Consider the following 19,919-nt stretch of genomic DNA (forward strand, 5'->3'; position numbering starts at 1 on the left):
AAAATAGTTTATTCATGGGTCTGAGTGTATTAGTCCCGATATTAGTTATGGTTATCGCTTATTATATAGCAGGTATTTATCCTGGAAGCAATGTTTCTATTTTGGCATCGGATGCATTTGCCCAATATTCTAACTTTCATGCTAGTTTTAAACAGGTTCTCGAAGGAAAGCAAAGTATCTTCTATAGTTGGTCAGGCTCTTTAGGACTGAATTATTGGGCATTAGCTGCGTATTATTTGAATGGTATTTTTACACCACTCGTTATATTTTTCGACAACGTAAATATGCCAGATACACTTTATTACTTAACACTAATTAAATTTGGTGCTAGTGGCTTATCCTTCTGGATTTTTGCACATAATACATATAAATTGAACCGTTGGATCATTACAGCTTTAAGTATTAGCTATTCATTAATGTCCTATGCACTTGCTTATTCGGAAGTGATCATGTGGTTAGATACCTTTGTTTATCTTCCGTTGATCATTCTAGGGATTCATCGTTTAATGGATAAAAATAAGCCGGTTTTGTTATTTATTAGCTATCTACTGCTATTTTTATCTAACTTTTATATGGCATTTATGGTTGGTGTGTTCTCTTTTCTATACTTTTTTGCCCGGACATTTACCAACTGGCATATACACAAGAAATCAATCTTCACTTATTTTATTACATCAATATTAGCGGGTGGAGCATCAATGGTCGTAATTTTACCTACAGTGCTTGATTTGTCTGCAAATGGTGAAAGTCTAACCCAAATTCAAAGTTTTCTGACCAAAGATACAGGTGCTTGGGATTTTGTTGCAAAGAATTTGGTAGGTATTTATGATACGAGTAAATACAATAGCATGCCGTTTATCTATATTGGATTGATTCCGCTTTTACTGTGTCTTTATTATTTTGTGTCTAAGAAGTTTGCTCTTAAAAACAAATTGATTTATGGCTCATTGTTTTTAATTTTAATTGCGAGTGTGTATATCAGTGCGTTAAATCTATTTTGGCATGGTATGCATTCACCAAACATGTTCTTGTTTAGATTCAGTTTCTTGATTTCATTTCTTGTGATTTTGCTTGCCGGATACAGTTTAGAAGCTTTAACAAAAGAAGACAGTAACACAGTGATCAATATTATTTTATCTGTTGGTGCAATCTTTCTTATATTTATATTGCTGTCAAACAAAAAAAGATATGGTGTTGTTACAACAGAATCATTAGTAGGAACGCTTCTGTTGCTAGCAGTATACTTACTTATCTGGCTGATTTATGTGAACAAAGCTAAATTTAGACAAGCAGCACTCGTCTTGCTTTTTGTTGTTATGGTGGGTGAAGCTGCATTTAATGCACAGCAAATGATTGCAGGCATTAGCCGAGATTGGGGCTATACGTATAGAAAATTTTACCAAGAACCATTTAAGGATGTAGAAAAGTTAGTCTCGCAAGTAGAGAAAAATGAGTCATTCTATAGACTTGAAAATATCGAACCTACATCAGCAAATGATAGTTTCAGATATGGTTATCATGGGGTATCGATGTTTTCTTCTATACGTAACAGACACTCTTCTCAGTATCTAAATACTTTAGGATACCGTTCTTTAGGGACAAACCTTCAAATTCAGTATATGAATAACACCTTGTTGGCAGATACACTTGTAGGAATGAAGTATAATTTATCAAAAAACGAGAAATTTAATAAGTTTGGTTATGAGGAAATTGGAAAAAGTGGTAAATATACGTTATATGAAAATAAATATGCGTTACCTCTAGGAATCATGACAGATGATGCAATTTTCGACGAAGGAGCTGTTCGAAACCAAACAGAGTTGTTTAATCATTTATCTGATAATGAAGGCGAAATATTTTCATTTGGTGATGCGCCGATTGTCGATTCAAAAGATGTTGCAATCACTGAATCTGGCGAGACGATCGTACTGGGAGAGCAAGAAATTTCGCATCCTAGAAATATAAAGTTGTTAGTGACTGTTCCAGAAAAAACACAAGGATACGTGAGCATTGTTCCGACTGATTTTTCTAAATCTGGTGATGCATATGTTAAAGCAACGATCAATGGAAACACAACGTCAGCTAAAATCTCTGATTATGGTCAATATTATGATATTGGTTATCATGATGAGACAACGGCAGTGGAAATAGAACTTTCATTTGATGGAGAAGCAAAAAATATCGAAATTTTTAGACCGAATGCTGTCTTTCTAGATACAGAGAAATTTAGGAAAGATGTAGAGAAGATGCAGAAAAATGGTGTAGACTTCATTACCGATGGACGCAAAGCAAAAGCGGAGGTTCAAGCGGAAAAGGATGAGGTACTCTTAACAACTATTCCGTATGATAAAGGCTGGTCTGTTTATATTGACGGTCAAAAAGAAAACATCGAGTCTTTTAAGGACGCATTTCTTGCTGTTTCTATTCCAAAAGGACAGCACACAGTTGAATTTATTTATCTTCCTCAAGGATTTAAAATAGGAATCAGTTTATTTGCAGGATGTATCATCAGTTTTGCTTTGTATGTATACTGGCTGCGTCGTAAAGGAAAAAAATTGACTACTATGGAAGACCAAGGAGACGCTAACATATGAATATGAAAAAGACCCTATTTTTCCTCATGAGTCTGCTCATTCTAGCAGGCTGTCAGAATACAACTTTACAAAAGGAATCAGAAGAATTTTCTGCTAATCAAAGTGATTATACACTTTACTTGCCAACAGGATGGGAAAGAGAAGCGAATCCCAAAGAAGAGATAAATGCCAATGCGATTTTTGGAGGAAATGACACAAAGAGCAACTCAATGTTTTATATGAGAGCTGAGTCAGCAGAAAACTTATCAAAAGAACAATTAGAGACGTATACAAAAAAATACTTAAAAAAGTATTATGATATCAAAAATAATAAAGGTGACTATTTTTCGTTAAATGATAGGTCTGTTTTTCATTATTCTTTTGAAGGAACCTATGAAAAGAAGCCTTCTTGGCTGGATATATATTATATATCTATGGAGAATTCCGTTGTTCAGTTCTTTTTTTACAGCCCTCAGGACAATTCACATGAAACCAGACAGAAGACCTTTGTTGCTTTGATAGAATCGCTAAAAGAAACAAAAGCAAAAACAACAACGATGGAGTCGTCAGAAGAATTAGCTAATAAAGTGACAAATAACAATTTTACTCTGCAAGTCAGCACGTATGAAATAGATGAAGTAGAAGATGATCAGGTTTTAGTGATCAGGTTTTTATATACCAACAAAGAAAAAACTAAAAATATTCCAATAGAGATATGGAATAAATATGTGACTGTCTATCAAAAGGAACAACAATTGGTACAAAGTAAAGAGACCACACTATCCGATCACACGTTACTCTATTTGCAGGAAAATGCTACAAAAGCATTAGAAAAAGATGAAGTCATCGAATCAGTTGTGGTGTACCCCTTACAAAAAGGAAATGCGAGTGACGTACAAATTAAATTTGACTCAGCAGCGTTTCCAAACAAACAACCATTGACTATAAAAACAAATTAACAGGAGAAGTCTATGAGAAAAAAATGAAATACGTTGTGTTCCTTCTGGCACTGATCATTGTATCAGCTTGCTCTGCTGAAAAATCTACCAGAGACGTAGAACTTCCGAAAGAAGATTCTCCTTTTACGTGGTGGGGAGATCGTACGAAAAACTTTGGAAATTCCAGTTACTCCATTTCAGAGAATGAAATAATAGAAACTGTCGAGGACAAATACGGATTAAAAGTGCTGCCTTTTTTCTCTGAAGTAAGAGAGCTGATCAAGGAAGAATATAGTATAGAAGGACTAGAGGTAACTGAAAATATTGATATTATCGCACAAGAAAATAGTTTTCGATTAACAGCTGTGAGTATGTTTAGCAACAAAGACAATGAAAATATTGTCAGCGCTAGAACGATCATCGAGTACGAATATTATTCTAAGATCGGCAAAGTGAAACTAACAAATCAAAATGTTGATATCCGAACGGCAGTCAGTGATGAAAAGTATGTAGGAAAAAACTTTGAAGCTTTTTCCAAACAACTTACAGAATTACTAAAGATCGATCGTTCTGATAAATCAGTACAGAAATTTGAACAGAAAAATAAAGAGAGTAAAAAGGAACTTTCTGGTCAAGAGATCACCATTTATAATAGTAAATTAAAAGGAGAAAAAGATCGTACATTTGGGAAGAATATCTCTGTTCAATACGACGGAAATGGCATTCCACAAAATATTTTTATTGGGACCAAAGATTACCGGTATTAAAATGACTAAAAAAACAGCGTAGAGAATATATTTCTCGTACGTTGTTTTTTATAGTAGTAGAGTATTTTGACAGCTGTTATGAGTGTCCTAATGCTGGATAAAGTCAAAAAAGGCTTTTGTTTTTTCAACTTTGTCTGTAAACAACAGCCCAAACGCCTTCTCCCCACAAAGATCCAAATGATGATCCATAGTCGGAAATTTCAACAACTGACTAGACAAAAGATTTTCTGCTCCGATCACATTCACTTTATCCAACGATAGCTTCTGCAAGATCCCCGCAGCAACATCATCGCCATTTGTAACGATCACTTCAAGATTTTCAACTTTTGAAAAGTACTCACCAGCTTTGATCCCATCTTCATAAGTCCGGCAATCCCTAAAAATGAAGGAAGCATCTTTTAAGCCGGTGATTCTGTGATAAGCATCTAAAACGATCGCTGTACTAGCACTGTCTTTTTCTGGACGGCCGACAGTCAATCCTATTTTTTTATACCCTTGTTTTATCAGCAGTGTAAACAAATCATGGTAAGACTTTCCCCGATCGATCGAAACACAAGAAATCGGATAGTCTCCTGTATCTTCGCAACAAACGATCGGCGCATATTTTAAATACTTAGAAATGATGTCAAATGAACTTTTTTTTGAAGTAATAATCATCCCATCCCAAGCTTTGGCAGCCAACTCATCTAAATAACGCTTTTCAATCGTTAAATCATAATTTGTCGGCAATAACGTAACCTTATATCCAGATTTGAAGGCAGCTTTTAAAATACCGCTGACGATTTTATCTGTATAAGGATGATCAGAAAATGGAATCATTACGGCAATATGCTTTGAATGCCCACTACTTAAATTTCTGGCCTTTATATTCGGAATATAGTCTAGCTCTTCCATGATGCTTAAAATTTTTTTACGCTTTTCTTCTGTCACGTAAGGATGGTTATTCAATACTCTGGAAACGGTAGAAACAGAATAGCCGGATAATTTAGCGATATCACGAATAGTCGTCATGAGCGGCTCCTTTCAAGGCTATAGATGAAGTGAAGTAGAGAACAAAAGGGTCTTAAAGAATGCTAGAACCCGATTCCCATAGTCGACAAAATGGTAATGCTCATCATCAAAATCAAAGCAAATGTACCCCAATCCATCAGATTCTTCTATAGATAGTCCTTCTATTTTCGTTAATTCTACTGTTTTACTGATCGGTTTGCAATAATTATTCAAACTGCGAACGAAAAGCTTCCCTTCTTTGAATTCGAGGGAAACAAAGTAATAATCCATCCCTAACTGATCCGTTAATTCAAGCATTGCATTGATCATAAATAAACGCCTCCTGTCTTTTTTTAAACTATAAAGTATGAAACGCGTATCAGGTCAAGGCGAATCGTTGAAAAAATGAATGGATAGCATTTTCATAGGAAAAGTGTTTCTTTTTGTCTTAATAAATACGAGAGAGTATACTCAAAGTAAGAGAGGAATTTCCTCAAAAATACTTAAAGGAGCTGCTACTATGATCAAAATCAGCCAGGCAAAAATGGATGCTCTGAACCGTCTGTCAAATGAAAAAGGTTTAATTGAAGCGTTGGCGATCGATCAGCGCGGATCGCTAAAAAAAATGATTTCAGACGCTGCTACAACAGCAACAGGGGAAGAAATCATTGATTTCAAAAAAGTTGCTTCAGAAGAATTGACTCCTTATTCATCTGCGATACTGTTAGACCCGGATTATGGATTGCCAGCAACAAAGGTACGTGATAAATCTTGCGGATTACTTTTAGCGTATGAAAAAACTGGTTATGATGCGTCCACTCCAGGAAGGATGCCGGATCTATTGGAAGATTGGTCAGTTTCACGTTTGAAAGAAGCTGGCGCAGATGCGATCAAGTTTTTACTCTATTATGATCCTGATGAACCTAGAGCGATCAATCATTTAAAGCATGTCTTTGTGGAACGACTTGGTAGTGAATGCTTGGGGGAAGATATTCCGTTTTTTGTGGAGATCGTTACGTATGATACAGAAGTCTTAGATGCTGGATCAGCAGCTTTTGCCCGAATAAAACCACATAAAGTATTGGAGTCGATGGTCGAATTTTCTAAAACGCAATATCATATCGATGTACTAAAAATGGAAGTGCCTGTAAATATGAAATACGTTGAAGGATTCACTGAAAATGAAGTTGTCTATAGCCGTAAAGAAGCACTGGCTTATTTTAAGAAACAAAGTGAATTGACAGAGTTGCCGTTTATCTTTTTGAGTGCTGGGGTTTCGACAGAATTATTCCAGGAAACATTAAAATTTGCGAAAGAAGCTGGCTCAAAATTTAGTGGTGTCTTATGCGGCAGAGCTACTTGGCGTGAAGGGGTGAAACCATTTGCGTCAAAAGGAGAAGACGCAGGTCGAGATTGGTTTGCCACTCAAGGTAAAGCTAATATTGAGACGCTCAATGAAATCGTAGATGATTGCGGAACCTCATGGCGTTCTAAAGTGGAAGTGGGCTGATGATCGATAAAATAGAGATTGAGCCGAAAATCGCTTGAGTTTGAATTCTACTATATAATAACTCATAAAAAATAACCTCCAAATAATAACTCATAAAAAATAACCTCCAAAAATTGTATTTTCACGTACAACTTTTGGGGGGCACATCAAAACTAAAAAACAGTGTTGATTCGCTCTCCAAATCTGATGAAACAGCGAAAAAAATAGCTCCTATGCTATACTTCGATCTCCTCAGCTAACGCATACAATGTCACTATTTTTTGATGAACAAGTGAAGCTAGTAAAATTCTAAGTGCCTATAAAAAGATTCGCATTATTGGGTGGCTTTTTTGCTACACTGAAAGGAATAGAATAAATTAAGAGGATATAGGAAAATAGTTGTAGTGTCCACAAAAAGATATTTTTTGTGGACACTACATTTTTGTTGAGTCGCATTTTTCCTTACAAACGGATACTATTAAATAATAGAGAGTTGGATACTGTGAAATTACTTTCACTGGCTACAGTAGAAAATATGGTTGAATTGGTATTCGAAAAATATTTTAGGGGTCCTAACAAAGATCTATAGGTTAAATATAGCAATAATAGTAAAATAGGAGGTGCAGGTGTGAATCATTGCTAAAAAGAGGTTGATTAGAATTTTTCACATAGCGGTCAATAAGAGTGATCTGGGCAAAATATTATTAGTGAACGAATAGATTTTGTTAAAGAACTAGATAAACCATTAAAAAAATTGTTGAAATAGATAGTGATGCTGTAGGATTTTATCAAAAATATGGATTTGAGTTTAATCATTTAGGTTTAAAATATCCGAATGTGTAACGTTTTAGATGTATGTTTATGAGCAATTATATTCCCAATAGGTAAAGCCAATTTTACCGTAAAATTCGGCTATGTAAAATAGATTAGTCTTATCAAATAATCATTTGAAAAGTACGATTAGAATACAAGTGGAGGGATGTATATGAAAATAAGTGAGAAATTGAAAGAAAAAAGAGTAGAGCTTCAACTCTCTCAAATTGAAGTGGCTGAAAAATTATTAGTTTCAAGGCAAACAATTTCAAATTGGGAAAATAATAGAAGTTATCCTGATTTAGAAAATTTGGTTTTACTGAGCCAACTATATCAGTTTTCATTAGATGAACTATTTCTTTTGAACAAAGATGAACCCGCAGCGATGGAAAAAGCAAACCTTGAGCAATATGCTTGGGGGCAAATATTAAAAGTTTTATTAACAATAGCTTTAGGAGGAATAGTTCTATTTGGTGTGATGAGTGTGATAAAAGGAGATGAACATATGAAAATTATTGAATATGGAAGAGAGCTTGTCTTTATAATTACAATTGTAGGTTTTAGCTATTTTGTTAGTTTGCTAGAAAAGTATAAAATTCAAATTCCTAAAAAAATGAAGATAGTTGCTAATGTTGTTTTTGGATGTATGCTTTCTCAAATTTTCATAGAATTCATGATAGGAATAGTTGACGGTTTTTTTAGTTAGCAGTTCTTATCAAAGAAATGAAAATTTTTACTATATTATTATATACATTATTTGACTTGGTGAGTCCGGAACAAAACTATTTTCTAGTGTTGATTTCTGGGCTTATTTTTTATTGGCAATCAGATGAAAGTTTAAAGAGAAAATAAATCTTTTTTTTTCTACGTATTGCAGATAAACTTTCATTAAATTATAATCATTAAGTGGACTAAAAAGTAATAGGAAGAACAAGAGAGGAGCTTGAGTGATGAATATTGGGATACCGAAAGAAATAAAAAATGGTGAGAATCGGGTGGCATTGCCGGCAGCCGGCGTTTTAGACCTGATCAAACATGGGCATACTGTTTACGTTGAAACAAACGCTGGACTTGGAGCGTCGATTCATGATGAAGAGTATGCAGCAGTAGGAGCGACCATTGTTAAGACAGCAGAAGAAGCTTGGGCTCAAGAATTAGTGTTGAAAGTAAAAGAACCATTAGAAGAAGAATATCCATATTTAAGAGAAGATCTAACGTTATTTACGTACCTTCATTTAGCAGCGAATAAACCATTAGCTGAGGAATTGATGAAGCGTAAAGTGAAAACGATTGCCTATGAAAGTGTTCAGCTGGCGAACGGGGAATTGCCATTATTGGCACCAATGAGTGAAATCGCTGGTCGCTTAGCGACACAAATCGGTGCTCAATTTTTAGAAAAAGTGCCAGAAGGAAAAGGGATTTTACTTGGCGGCGTACCGGGCGTAAAAAAAGGGAAGGTAACGATCATCGGTGGCGGTATTTCAGGCTGTAACGCAGCAAAGATCGCATTAGGCTTAGGTGCAGATGTTACGATCCTTGATGTAAATATCAAGAGACTTCAGGAAATCGATAATCAGTTTGCTGGTGCCGTGAAGACACTTGTATCAAACCACTTCAATATTCAAGAAGAAGTAAAACAAGCAGATCTTGTGATTGGCGCCGTATTACTTCCAGGACATAAAGCACCTGTATTAGTCACAGAAGAAATGGTGGCATCAATGCCGGAACATTCTGTGATCATCGATATTGCGATTGATCAAGGCGGAATTTTCGAAACGATCGATGCAGTCACAACACATGAACATCCAACATATACAAAACACGGCGTGATCCATTATGCCGTAGCAAATATGCCGGGAGCTGTTCCGCAAACAGCGACATTTGCTTTAGCGAACGCTACTCTGCAATATGTTTTAGAGTTAGCGAATAAAGGATTTGCACAAGCGATCGAGCAAAATCCAGCACTTTTAGTTGGTGTCAATACATTGAATGGTGCATTGACAAATCCCGCGGTTGCCGCAGATTTAGATTTAACGTATACATCAGTGGAATCTGTTTTATAATAAATCGAAGAAGTTGAGAGGAGAATCGTGTAAGTGACAAAGCAAGAATCGTTAGATTTAATAGAAAAATTATCCAATGCTTCAGGTGTGTCAGGCTTTGAAGATGATGTTGTAGCGATTGCTAAAGAATTTTCGGCGCCTTTTGCACAAGTAGAAGAAGACCATATTCGTAATGTGTATATGAAGGTCGGCGAACAAAAAGCGGATCGACCAACTATTTTGTTTGATGCTCATAGTGATGAAGTCGGCTTTATCGTGCAAGCGATCAAACCGAATGGCACGCTGCGCTTTTTACCGCTAGGCGGTTGGGTACCAAATACGATCCCTGCACATCGAGTACGGATCAAGACAGCAGATGGCACCGAGATTCCAGGGATCATTGCCAGTAAACCACCGCATTTTATGACCGATGCAGAGCGTAAAGAGACACAAACGATCGATGATATGGTGATCGATGTCGGCTGTATCAGCGCGGAAGAAGTAACAGAAAAATTAAATATCGCGATCGGCGATCCTGTGATCCCGGACGTTACTTTTGAGTATTTAGAGAGCACCGATGTAATGATCGGAAAGGCATTTGATTGCCGTATCGGTTGTGCCTGTTTGTTGGAAACATTGCAGGAACTTTCTAAAAAGGAGTCACCTTTCAACCTGATCGGAACAATGACTGCTCAAGAGGAAGTCGGCGAACGCGGAGCAACGGTTGCAATGAATAATGTTCAGCCGGATTTGGCGATCGTTTTTGAAGGCTGTCCGGCAGATGATACTTTTTCAGAAGAATATATGATTCAATCCGGGCTGAAGCGCGGTCCAATGCTTAGAAATTTTGATGTATCGATGATAACGAATCCGCGCTTCCAACGATTTGCCAAAGAAACTGCTGAAAAATATGGACTGCCGATGCAAAGCTCTGTTCGAAAAGGCGGCGGTACAAACGGTGCGATCATCAATCTGACAAATAAAGGCGTGCCGGCAATCGTGATCGGTGTACCTGTCCGTTATGCACATACACATTACGGATATGTGGCCTATCAGGATTACCAAGCAGCTTATCAATTAGCAGTCGCGATCGTCAATGATTTAGATCAAGCCATGATCGACAGCTTTTGATCATAAATAGAAAATAGGGGGAAAACAATGATGAACATGAAAAAGTGGGCACTGACAACAGTAGCTGCCAGCGCATTGGTTTTAGCATTAGCAGCTTGCGCTTCAGGAAGTAAAAAAGAAGACGCAGCAGATGATAAAAAACAAGTCTTAAAAGTGTTGGAAAGCGCTGAGTTACCAACAATGGACATCTCTCAAGCAACAGATGTGGTCAGTTTTTCTGCTATCAGCCAAGTGATGGAAGGCTTATATGAGTTTGCAGACGATAGTACTTCAGCTCCTGCAATCGCTGAAGAAGTGGTAGAACCAACAAATGACGGAAAAACATATACGATCAAGTTACGCGAAGATGCAAGATGGAGTAACGGTGAGCCTGTAACAGCGAATGATTTTGTTTACTCATGGAAACGTACAGTCGATCCAAAAACAGGTTCAGAGTATGCGTATCTGTTTGACGGATTTGAAAACTACACAGCAATTTCTAAAGGAGAAAAACCAGCGTCTGATTTAGGTGTAAAAGCCCTAGATGATTATACACTGGAAATCAACTTAGAATATCCGATTCCATATTTATCTTCTCTTTTAGCCAAACCAACATTCTATCCACTGAATGAAAAGTTTGTTGAAGAAAAAGGAAAAGATTATGGAACCAATAGTGACAATATGATCTATAATGGCCCATTCACATTAGCAGATTGGGATGGCACTAGCATCACATGGAACTATATTAAAAATGATAAATACCATGAAGCAGACAAAGTCAAATTAGATGAAGTCAACGTTCAAGTAAGTAAAGAAATCGGTACAAACGTGAACTTATTCAAAGCAGGCGAAACAGATATTGCACCGATCAAAGGTGAATATGTAGATCAAGAAAAAGACAATCCAGAATTAGTCACTCGTATTTACCCATCGACTTCATACTTACAGTACAACACTGAAAATAAAGTATTTGCGAATAAGAATGCTAGAAATGCTATTACGAAATTGATCGATTCCGACCAAATCGCGAAAAATATCCTAAAAGATGGCTCAATGGCGATCGAAGCATTTGTTCCTAAAGGAATCGCAAACCAAGAAACAGGGAAAGACTTTGCTGAAGAAGCGGGTACCTTGATGAAGACAGATGTCGAAGGTGGTAAGAAACTTTGGGAAGATGCCAAGAAAGAGTTAGGCATTGATTCTGCCTCTATTACATTATTGACATCAGATACAGATTCAGCGAAAAAATTATCTGAATATATCCAAGGATTGTTGACTGAAAATTTAAGTGGTTTGAAAGTAACGATCTCAAGTGTACCGTTCAAAAACCGTTTAGACCAAATGAGCAGTGGTGATTTTGATGTTGTATTAGCAGGATGGGCAGCAACTTATGCGGACCCGTATGACTTCTTACAATTATTCAGAACTGGCGGCGAGCAAAATTACGGTAAATTCAGCAACGAAGAATTTGACAAATTACTGCAAGAATCAGCAACAACTTACGCAACAGAGAATGAAAAACGCTGGGACACTTTATTAGATGCGCAAAAAGTATTGATGGATAACTCACCTGTAACGCCATTATACCAAGCATCAGAGGCTTTCCTAGTCAATGAACGAGTAGAAGGTTTAGTCTATCGTGCAATTGGTGCACCGTACTACAAAAACGTTTCAGTGAAATAAGTATTCATAAAAAGAAAACAGACCGAAAAACGTGACAGCTGGCGTTTTTTGGTCTGTTTTTATAGAAGAAATGAATACTCTTTGGAGAACGACTTATAGTGTAATGAAAAAAGGACTATCATACAGCTACATGGGAGTGAATAAAATGGATATGGTTGAACTGACGATTGAACAAGCTAATCGTTTGTTGATTACAAAGTGTATTTCACCAGAAGAATTGATCAGCGAATACTATAAATGGATCTCAAAAATTGAACCTGAGATTTTAGCTTGGGCGCTTTTAAGAGAGGAAGAATTGGTGCTAAAAGATATCGAGACGATAAGGAAAAATAAAAGAGTAACACCTCTGTCGTTTCTTCCATATGGAGTAAAAGATATCTTCTTTACTAAAGGAATAGCTACAGAAGCGGGTTCTCAAACACTAAAGGGATTTGTGCCGGATAAAAATGCAACGGTCATTGATAAATTAGTCAGCTCAGGCGCATTATTAATAGGTAAGACTACCACAGCTGAATTTGCCAGCGGCGGAGGTGCTCCTGCGACAAGAAATCCATGGAATCTTTTGCATACACCAGGAGGTTCTAGTACGGGTTCTGCAGCAGCTGTTGCAAGTGGCATGTCATTATTTTCACTAGGAACTCAAACCTCAGGCTCTGTTATGCGACCTGCATCATATAATGGGTTGACCGCATTAAAACCTACTTTTGGCATTATCAGTAAAGCTGGCATTTTTCCAGCTAGCTGGAGTATTGATACTGTAGGAATATTTACAAAAAACGTTAAAGATATTACATTTGTCTTTAACGAGATCAAAGGCTATGATAACCATGATCCATACTCGATCAAACAGGTGATACAAAAGTTGAATCTCAGTAAAGAGACGAGTGATAAGAGATTTAGGATCGGCATGATCAAAGACGCATATTTTACAGGAGCAGAGGAAGTCATGGCTCGTTTTGAAGAAGCAATAAAAATAATAGAAAAGCAAGGCCATACTATTTTGCCTTGTATGTTGCCTAAAGATTTTGAATTGGCAAATCGAGCACATGCTATTGTTGTAGATTCTGAAACTGCAGCTTTTCATCAAGAACATTTAGATCAGAACTATCCTATGTTTAGTGAAGAATTAAAACAGGATATCCAAACTGGCATGTCTTATACTGCCCTTGATTATATAAAGGCACAACAGCTAAGAGAGACTTATAAAGGAGCAATCAGAGAGTTATTTAAAGAGGTTGATCTCTTGATTACGCCAACTACACCAGAAACTGCTCCAGAAGGGCTAAAAAAGACAGGTTCGCCTAAATTTAATGTTCCGTTTTCTAATGCAGGATTGCCAACGCTCACATTGCCAATAGGGTTATCAGAAAAGGGCCTACCCATAGGAATGCAAATTATCGCAGATGATTTTTGTGAACAAAAATTAATGGATCTAGGTATAAAATTTCAACAAGAAACCGACTTTCATTTAAATAAACCGATGTATATATAAATAATCAAAAGAATAATCTAAAAGTTATTGAATAGGAGAATCATCATGAAATTAGAAAAAATGCCTCAAGATAAATTTAAAGAGTACCTCGACATCGCTATTTCAGAATATGCAGAAGATAAAATCAAGGCAGGGACTTGGGCTGAATCAGAAGCTTTAGGTTTAGCAGAAAAGAGTTTTACGGATTTACTTCCAGATGGACCAGACACAAAAGACAATTATCTCTTCTCAATATTCATTCCTGAATCAGCAGAAGATATCGGTGTTATTTGGATAAATGTCACTGAACAAAAAGGATTTATTTATGATTTTCTGATCAATGCTGAGTATCGAGGGAAAGGATATGGCAAGCAAACGCTGCTTTTGATCGAAGAATGGGGACGAAAACATGGGTTAGAAGAAATTGGCTTACATGTTTTTGCGCATAATCAGTCGGCGTATCAGTTGTATAAAAAGATGGGATATTTGGAGACGGACATTACGATGGTTAGACAGCTAAAATGACAATATGAATAAAGAGCATTGAACGCCTAAAACTTCAAGCTAATTTGTTAAGAACATTATCAAAAGAAGCTAGTTACCTAACTTTCTTTGATAATGTTCGATTTTTTTTATTATTTTTTCTTTTGAAGCATTCAAATCATCTATCTGCTGGTTGATCAATGTTCTTTGTTTATCTAAGATTTCTATTCGCTCAGAGAACAAAGGCTGTCCATTCGTTTGTAAATGAATGAAGTCTCTAATTCTATTTATGGATAGACCTGTTTTTCTCAAGCAAATAATAATCTCTAAATATTCTATATCACTTTCTTTATAGTTTCGTTTTCCGGAAGATGATTTAGCAATAGGTGGTAATAGACCAACTTTTTCATAATATCTTAAGCTCGATGTTGAGAGCGAGAATTTGTTGGCTACTTCAGTTATCGTGTACATGGCGTTTTCTCCTTTATTGATAAGAATAGCATAAACAACTCTTGACTTAAACCACAGTTTAACTTGTAAACTGAAACTACTTTTAAAGAAGAGAGGTTGTTTAGTTATGGAAAAAGTACTTTTGGGATCAACAGGGGAAAAGGTTAGTGTGTTTTGTTTGGGATGTATGAATTTTGGTACAAAAATAAACGAAGTTGATTCGTTTGCTTTATTAGATAAATATGTCGAGCGTGGAGGGGATTTTCTGGATACGTCTAATAATTATGCTTTCTGGAATGAAGGAGGCAAGGGCGGTGAAAGTGAAGCGGTGATCGGCAAGTGGATGCAGCAAAGAAAAAATAGAAAGCAACTATTTTTAGCAACTAAAATAGGCGCACTACCTAAGACAATAGGCGCAGGCTTTGAGGATATTGAAGGTCTTTCAAGAAATGCGATCATCAGAGCTGTAGAGGCAAGCTTACAGAGACTGCATACAGATTATTTGGATCTGTGTTATGCCCACATAGATGATAAGATGACGAGCTTAAAAGAAACTTTGGAGGCATTCAGTTACTTGATTAGAACCAAGAAGATCAGATTTATCGGTTGTAGCAACTATACGTATGAGAGGTTAAAAGAGGCCAATGAAATAAGCCAGTCCTTTGATTTGGAGCGGTATTGCTGCATTCAAAATCGTTACAGTTATTTGCAGCCAAAAAAAGAGGCTGATTTTGGCGTACAGAAAGTTCTGACGCAAGAAATAATCGATTATGCAGAGCGAGAAAGTATTACTTTGTTAGCATATTCTCCATTGCTACACGGTTTTTATAATGATAAAAAAGAGTTGAAAGAAGCTTACGTTACAGAAGCAAACAGAAATAGAATGTCTATATTACTGGAGATAAGTGAAGAGCTGAAGATAGAGCCTAATCAATTAGTTCTTGCGTGGATGCTGAAAAAATCATCTAAAGTGCTACCTTTAATTGGTGTAAGCAACCTTTTACAATTAGAGAATAATTTGGACGCATTGACAATTTCCATTGATAATGAGCAGATGAATCGATTATCGTTTCTTAAGTGATACTAAAATTGCCTGATTAAATAAAGCAAGTTTATAGTATTGTACATCACACATAGGTTTAGTTTTATGATGTGAAAAATTATAGATGTAGATAAGCTATTGATCAATAAGGAGATAGTAGCTTTTTTACGATTAAACTTGATGGTATTGGAAAACCTACTATAGAAAAAGATTAAGACTTATTCTGCCGAAAGAATCATCTTTGGATGGTTCTTTTCATTTATTAAAAGAATCCAGCTAAAATCCTAAACAAATTAATGCATTCTCCAAAAGAAACCTTTATACTAAAGAGACGAAGAAACAGTTTCTGGAGGGAAAGCATGAATAATAATGATATACTGATTCGACTGCGTTATGCATTAGATATCAAAGATACAGATATGATCAAGATTTTTAAATTAGGCGGTCTTGATGTTACAAAAGAGGAACTACGTGTGTTGCTAACGAAGCAAGAGGAAGCGGATGACCTGCCGCGGGATGCTGTTTGTGATGATCGTACACTAGAAATTTTCTTGAATGGATTGATCACATACAAAAGAGGAACACCGCCTGTTAAAAATGGCGTTGCACCTAAACCGACATTTTTGATCACAAGCCAGCGTAATGTGAATAATGTGATGCTGAAAAAAGTCAAAATTGCTTTGGCATTGACCAGTGATGATATGCTGGATGTTTTGCGTTTGGCTGGAGTTTACGCTTCTGATAGTGAATTGAGTGCGATCCTCAGAAAAGAAGGGCACCGAAACTATAAAGAATGTAAAGACCGTTATGCCAGAAATTTCCTAAAAGGTTTGGCGATCAAGTATCGTGATTTATAATAAGGTATTAAGGATAGAACTGGTCATCAACAGCTGGTTTTATCTTTTTTTCTACAATAGTTAATGTGAGGAGGACACGATGAAAAAGATCGAACGAATCTTAGCGATCATCGTATTGCTGTTAGAAAATGAACGTATTTCAACGGCTCAACTGGCAGAGCGTTTTAGCGTAACAAAGCGAACGATTTTCAGAGATATTGAAACGATCGAGCTAGCTGGCTTTCCTATTATTTCTCATTCGGGTCGCAACGGCGGTTTTTCATTGATGGAGTCATTCAAGCTGCGGACATATACCTACAGCGGTGAAGAAAAGCAAGCAATCTTAGAAGCTTTGGATGTCAAAGAAGGTCTATTTGGGATTTTTGATCAGCAAACGACGATCAAAGAAAAAATCGAACTCGTTCAAAAAACAGCGAATACGGATAAAGTAATACCGCATTTTTCCTTTGAATCTCCAACGATGCACCGTCCAGAAATCGAGCTTGAGACGAAACAAAAAATCAATCAAATCAATTTGGCTCTGAAAAACAAACAGAAGTTATTGGTCGATTATATAGACAATAAAGGAGAACACACGAAGCGGCTCATTCATCCTTATGAAGTGATATTGAATAATGGTAGTTGGTATGTCTATTCTTTTTGTGAAAAACGAGGGGCGTTCAGGTATTTTAAAATCACTCGAATTCGACAGTTGGTTCTTCAAAAAGAGCTGTTTACTTTAGTTGATTCTTCAAGAGAAAAGCAAAAAGAACATCCAGGCAGCGCTATTCGATTACAGTTTCCAAAAGAAGATCTAGGGAAGTTATATGATTATTATACAGAGGCTGAAATCCAAATAGTAGATACACATATAGAAGTGAGCATATATGCCAATCAACAAAAAACGATTCTGCCATTTTTATTGATGTTTGGTCATGGGGTGAAGGTGCTTGCACCCAAAGAATTACGATTACTACATCAACAGGAAATCGCTAAGTTGGCGCAAACCTACGATGATTGAGTTAGGAGGAAGTGATATCAATGGAGATCGATAATCTATTACCAGTGACAACGAGACAAGAGTTAAGGGCGTGGCTGCAAGAAAACAGCACTACTCAAAAATATTGCTGGGTGATCGTAAGTGTCAAACCTGAACCCAATAAAATCCAGTATTTAGATGCGGTAGAGGAAGCATTATGCTTCGGCTGGATCGATGGGATCAAAAAGAAAGCATCTGAGACTCAAACAGCTCAGCGTTTGTCACCTAGAGGACCTAAAAGTTCGTGGACCGAATTAAATAAAGAAAGGGTCCGCCGTCTGGAACGTTTGGGCCAGATGACGGAACAAGGACGAAAAGTTTTGCCGAACATGGCTCCTGCTTCGTTTAAAATCGATGAAGAAGTTGAAATGCGTTTAAAAGAAGAGGCGATCGTCTATCAGAATTTTTTGGCTTTCCCTGAATTGTATCGCCGTATTCGGATCGACACGCTTCAAGGGTATAAAGAAGTACAGCCAGAAATATTCGAAAAGCGTTTAACTAAATTGATCGAAAATACTCGAGCGAACAGGATGTATGGTGCTTGGCATGATGAGGGCCGTTTGTTGGAATAAAGTGTTTGAATTAAACTGCCATTCAACAGTTATGCAAAAGAGCATCTAATTGTCGAATAGAAGAACTGCTTTTTCTATGGACATGTTACTCCGATAGATGAAGCAGTTCATAAACTGTCTCGCTATCTGTGAAGTCTTCTGGAGTCTGTGCAAAGAAATAAAATTCAACATACCTCCATTTATCTGGGTTATACACTAGAACTTTTCCTAAGCAATCCTCAGCTTCGAGAGAAAAGTCTGGCGCTATCATGTGTTCTGCTGGTTGAATCGGATGCTCAATTTCAAGTACATATGCGGCTTGAGCAAACATTGCTGATCGTTCGATTTTAAGTGGAACAGCGACAGCGATGTGTTGCCAGCCAAATGAAGCTAAAATATTATCGTAGAATCCCTCAAAAATGAACTGATTCATTCCCTTAGCGTCATTCCAAATATAAAAAGGAGTGTATTCCTTTTTGGTTGGTGTATCGATGATCAGGTAGGCTTTAAATAATAAGCCAGGAAAGTGATCTGTTTTGTGACCATTATCGGTGATTCTTTGTCTGATGATCTTCATATCGTAATCGTTTGGTAAGGTGATTTTATATTGCATAGCATTCATAGATTTGCACGTCCTTTCTGTGTGAGTTCATTATACAAAGGGAAACCCTAAGTGTATAATGGTAAAATAGCATCGTGGTTATTCCATATTGGAATAGACATATGGATGGGGGATATCATGGAGACAAATGACCTTAAAATCTTTAACGAAGTTGCGCAATTAAAATCAACGATCAAAGCTGCAGAAAAGCTGAATTATGTGCAATCAACAGTGAGCAAAAGAATGGTTCGCTTGGAGAATCAGCTTGGAAGAAAATTGTTTCATAGGACAAATCGCGGGATGGCGTTGACTGAAGATGGTGAACGATTTTTGGACTATACGACACGAATTTTAGCAACGGTTTCAGAAATGGAAGAAGCCTTTTGCTTGGATAAAAGACAGGTACGAGTCGGCGGCACACAGGCGGTCGCTCAGAATTATTTACAGCGCTATATTTTTGATGAGAGCCTCTCGATTTTTACGAAACCAACGGCTGATTTGGTTCAAAAATTAAAAGCAAGTATGATCGATTTCATACTCGTAAATAAAAAGATAAACGATCAGAAACTAAAGGAAGTTCAGAGAATCAAAGAAAAGTTAGTATGGACGCAAGCGAAGAGGAATAATACGGAACTGTTTGAAAATAAAATTCTTATTAGCAGAGAAAAAGATTGCCCATATAGAAACGCAACCTTGGAGATCCTGAAAAAACAGAACAAAATAGAAGCATCTGTTATTGAAATCGATACCTTGGATATTATGGTAACGATGCTTGAAACGAATAAAGCAGCTGCGATTTTACCGAAAAAACTAGTGGATTCGAATGAAAAGCTCCAGGTATTACCGAATCAAGTGCAGAAACAAGGCATAATTTACGTGTATACTACGCAAGAAATGCCGTTAAATAAAGGGTTTAAACTTTTATAGACAGAAAAAAAGGTTGAGACAAAAGTGTTTAATCCCGAAAAATAAGAAAGAATTCACGAAAATTGTTTTCCAAATTTTTGTGAATTCTTTCTTATTTCCGACCTTCAAAGCTTA

General features: G+C 36.7%; 19 protein-coding genes. 15 read left to right on the forward strand and 4 right to left on the reverse strand.

Annotated elements, in window-relative coordinates:
* Positions 1–14: 14 nt before the first annotated feature.
* From H3T55_RS11685 to H3T55_RS11695, 3 genes are read left to right on the forward strand one after another with little or no spacing between them, the layout of a single operon-like run.
* The gene (locus H3T55_RS11685) at positions 15–2,594 is read left to right on the forward strand and encodes a YfhO family protein (protein WP_225550184.1); all 2,580 of its coding nucleotides are present in this window, start codon (positions 15–17) and stop codon (positions 2,592–2,594) included.
* The gene (locus H3T55_RS11690) at positions 2,591–3,532 is read left to right on the forward strand and encodes a DUF5067 domain-containing protein (RefSeq protein ID WP_225534606.1); all 942 of its coding nucleotides are present in this window, start codon (positions 2,591–2,593) and stop codon (positions 3,530–3,532) included. Before H3T55_RS11685 ends, H3T55_RS11690 begins: the two co-directional genes overlap by 4 nt.
* Before the next feature lie 23 nt (positions 3,533–3,555).
* Positions 3,556–4,278, forward strand: a complete 723-nt coding sequence (locus H3T55_RS11695) for a hypothetical protein (protein WP_225534607.1) — start codon at positions 3,556–3,558, stop codon at positions 4,276–4,278.
* 87 nt (positions 4,279–4,365) lie between these two features.
* Here H3T55_RS11695 and H3T55_RS11700 read toward each other — a convergent pair whose 3' ends face one another.
* Together H3T55_RS11700 and H3T55_RS11705 are read right to left on the reverse strand one after the other, a co-directional pair.
* Entirely contained in the window at positions 4,366–5,289 is a 924-nt protein-coding gene (locus tag H3T55_RS11700) for a LacI family DNA-binding transcriptional regulator (protein WP_225534608.1), read from the reverse strand.
* 18 nt (positions 5,290–5,307) lie between these two features.
* Positions 5,308–5,598 (reverse strand): hypothetical protein, encoded by a 291-nt coding sequence (locus H3T55_RS11705; RefSeq protein WP_225534609.1) that lies wholly within the window; start codon positions 5,596–5,598, stop codon positions 5,308–5,310.
* A 190-nt stretch (positions 5,599–5,788) separates the two neighbouring features.
* Between H3T55_RS11705 and lacD the strand changes: the two genes are divergently transcribed.
* The 7 genes from lacD to H3T55_RS11740 all read left to right on the forward strand — a co-directional run bounded on the left by lacD (position 5,789) and on the right by H3T55_RS11740 (position 14,401).
* A complete protein-coding gene (lacD, locus tag H3T55_RS11710; protein ID WP_225534610.1) occupies positions 5,789–6,778 on the forward strand; it encodes a tagatose-bisphosphate aldolase in 990 nt (329 codons plus the stop codon).
* Positions 6,779–7,742: 964 nt separating this feature from the next.
* Positions 7,743–8,276, forward strand: coding sequence for a helix-turn-helix transcriptional regulator (locus tag H3T55_RS11715; RefSeq protein ID WP_225534611.1), 534 nt, complete (start codon positions 7,743–7,745; stop codon positions 8,274–8,276).
* A gap of 244 nt (positions 8,277–8,520) precedes the next feature.
* Positions 8,521–9,633, forward strand: a complete 1,113-nt coding sequence (gene ald / locus H3T55_RS11720; protein WP_225534612.1) for an alanine dehydrogenase — start codon at positions 8,521–8,523, stop codon at positions 9,631–9,633.
* Between the two features lie 33 nt (positions 9,634–9,666).
* A complete protein-coding gene (locus tag H3T55_RS11725) occupies positions 9,667–10,743 on the forward strand; it encodes a M42 family metallopeptidase (protein ID WP_225534613.1) in 1,077 nt (358 codons plus the stop codon).
* Between the two features lie 30 nt (positions 10,744–10,773).
* Positions 10,774–12,405 carry a peptide ABC transporter substrate-binding protein gene (locus tag H3T55_RS11730; protein WP_225534614.1) on the forward strand — a complete coding sequence of 544 codons (1,632 nt, stop codon included), beginning with the start codon at positions 10,774–10,776 and terminating at the stop codon, positions 12,403–12,405.
* Between the two features lie 145 nt (positions 12,406–12,550).
* Positions 12,551–13,897, forward strand: a complete 1,347-nt coding sequence (locus tag H3T55_RS11735) for an amidase (protein WP_225534616.1) — start codon at positions 12,551–12,553, stop codon at positions 13,895–13,897.
* Between the two features lie 45 nt (positions 13,898–13,942).
* A complete protein-coding gene (locus H3T55_RS11740; protein ID WP_225534618.1) occupies positions 13,943–14,401 on the forward strand; it encodes a GNAT family N-acetyltransferase in 459 nt (152 codons plus the stop codon).
* A 69-nt stretch (positions 14,402–14,470) separates the two neighbouring features.
* On the opposite strand, the gene H3T55_RS11745 is transcribed toward H3T55_RS11740, so the two are convergent.
* The gene (locus H3T55_RS11745; RefSeq protein WP_225534619.1) at positions 14,471–14,830 is read right to left on the reverse strand and encodes a MerR family transcriptional regulator; all 360 of its coding nucleotides are present in this window, start codon (positions 14,828–14,830) and stop codon (positions 14,471–14,473) included.
* A gap of 106 nt (positions 14,831–14,936) precedes the next feature.
* Here H3T55_RS11745 and H3T55_RS11750 point away from each other — a divergent pair, with 106 nt between their 5' ends.
* From H3T55_RS11750 to H3T55_RS11765, 4 genes are all read left to right on the forward strand, one after another.
* Complete coding sequence (locus H3T55_RS11750; RefSeq protein ID WP_225534621.1) at positions 14,937–15,890, forward strand: aldo/keto reductase; 954 nt, start codon at positions 14,937–14,939, stop codon at positions 15,888–15,890.
* A gap of 320 nt (positions 15,891–16,210) precedes the next feature.
* Positions 16,211–16,708: a DUF1456 family protein gene (locus H3T55_RS11755; RefSeq protein ID WP_225534622.1), complete on the forward strand. Its 498-nt coding sequence runs from the start codon at positions 16,211–16,213 to the stop codon at positions 16,706–16,708.
* Between the two features lie 79 nt (positions 16,709–16,787).
* Positions 16,788–17,708, forward strand: coding sequence for a helix-turn-helix transcriptional regulator (locus tag H3T55_RS11760; protein ID WP_225534623.1), 921 nt, complete (start codon positions 16,788–16,790; stop codon positions 17,706–17,708).
* Between the two features lie 20 nt (positions 17,709–17,728).
* Positions 17,729–18,298: a YdeI/OmpD-associated family protein gene (locus tag H3T55_RS11765; protein WP_225534624.1), complete on the forward strand. Its 570-nt coding sequence runs from the start codon at positions 17,729–17,731 to the stop codon at positions 18,296–18,298.
* An 85-nt stretch (positions 18,299–18,383) separates the two neighbouring features.
* Here H3T55_RS11765 and H3T55_RS11770 read toward each other — a convergent pair whose 3' ends face one another.
* Positions 18,384–18,899, reverse strand: a complete 516-nt coding sequence (locus H3T55_RS11770; protein ID WP_225534625.1) for a DUF4865 family protein — start codon at positions 18,897–18,899, stop codon at positions 18,384–18,386.
* Between the two features lie 117 nt (positions 18,900–19,016).
* On the opposite strand from H3T55_RS11770, the gene H3T55_RS11775 reads away from it, so the two are divergent.
* Positions 19,017–19,805 carry a LysR family transcriptional regulator gene (locus H3T55_RS11775; RefSeq protein WP_225534626.1) on the forward strand — a complete coding sequence of 263 codons (789 nt, stop codon included), beginning with the start codon at positions 19,017–19,019 and terminating at the stop codon, positions 19,803–19,805.
* Positions 19,806–19,919: the final 114 nt, after the last annotated feature.

It is taken from the genome of Enterococcus sp. S22(2020) (genome assembly GCF_020295385.1).
In the GTDB taxonomy this organism is placed as follows: domain Bacteria; phylum Bacillota; class Bacilli; order Lactobacillales; family Enterococcaceae; genus Enterococcus_L; species Enterococcus_L dunnyi.